The sequence below is a fragment of the Nocardia pseudovaccinii NBRC 100343 genome, assembly GCF_001613225.1.
Classification (GTDB): domain Bacteria; phylum Actinomycetota; class Actinomycetes; order Mycobacteriales; family Mycobacteriaceae; genus Nocardia; species Nocardia pseudovaccinii.
In genome coordinates this window covers 1-1,005 of sequence record NZ_BDBY01000001.1, presented here as the reverse complement: position 1 = coordinate 1,005, position 1,005 = coordinate 1, and the positions used below count along the sequence as shown (strand labels likewise).

Sequence of the window (1,005 nt, the reverse complement as noted above, 5' to 3'; positions counted from 1 at the left end):
CGGCGCGCAATCTGCGCACGATCGACGCCACCTGCCCGCTGGTGACCAAGGTGCATCAGGAGGCCAAGCGCTTCGCCCGCGACGACTACGACATTCTGCTGATCGGTCACGAGGGGCACGAGGAGGTCGAGGGCACCGCGGGCGAGGCCCCTGAGCATGTGCAGCTCGTCGACGGTCCGGATGCGGTCGACCGGGTCACCGTGCGCGACGAGTCCAAGGTGATCTGGCTCTCCCAGACCACGCTCAGCGTCGACGAGACCATGGAGACGGTGCAGCGGCTGCGCCAGCGGTTCCCCGGACTGCAGGATCCGCCGAGCGATGACATCTGCTACGCCACCCAGAACCGTCAGGTGGCGGTGAAGGCGATGGCGCCGGAATGCGATCTGGTGATCGTGGTCGGCTCGCGCAATTCGTCGAATTCGGTGCGCTTGGTCGAGGTCGCGCTCGGCGCGGGCGCGAAGGCCTCCTACCTGGTGGACTACGCCCGCGAGGTCGACCCGGCGTGGCTGGCAGGTGCGCGCACGGTCGGCATCACCTCGGGTGCGTCCGTGCCCGACATCCTGGTGCGCGGCGTGCTGGATATGTTGGCGGAGCACGGTTTCGGTGACGTGCACCCGGTAACCACGGCCAACGAGACATTGGTATTCGCACTGCCGAGAGAATTGCGGACGTCGCGTCGTTGACCTGCGCCCGTCGAGTTTGCCGAGGGTAGTCGAATGGTAGCGGTGGGTAAGGTTTGGAGCCGCCATTCGACTGCGCTCGACGGCTAGAGGCTTTCTGGTCGACGGCGCTCGGTGCGGCTCGAATCACGTTCGCGGTAGCGGACATTGGGCTGCGGGTGTGGCGGCGGGGCTTCACCGCGCCGTCTGGTCGCTGCCGTCCGGCTCGAATCTGCATCGGCCCGAGGGGCTGCCGCAGCGGGTCGCACGGCTCGGGTCGGTTCGCCCTCGCTTCGGGCCGCTGCCGCAGGGGGTCGCGCGGCCCGGGTCGGTTCGCCCTCGTTGC

General features: G+C 68.5%; 1 protein-coding gene. It reads left to right on the top strand.

Annotated features, from left to right (window positions below; all coding sequences use genetic code 11):
* A partial coding sequence (gene ispH / locus NP3_RS00005) for a 4-hydroxy-3-methylbut-2-enyl diphosphate reductase (protein ID WP_063036449.1) occupies positions 1 to 683 on the top strand: 683 nt, incomplete at its 5' end.
* Between the last annotated feature and the right edge of the window lie 322 nt (positions 684 to 1,005).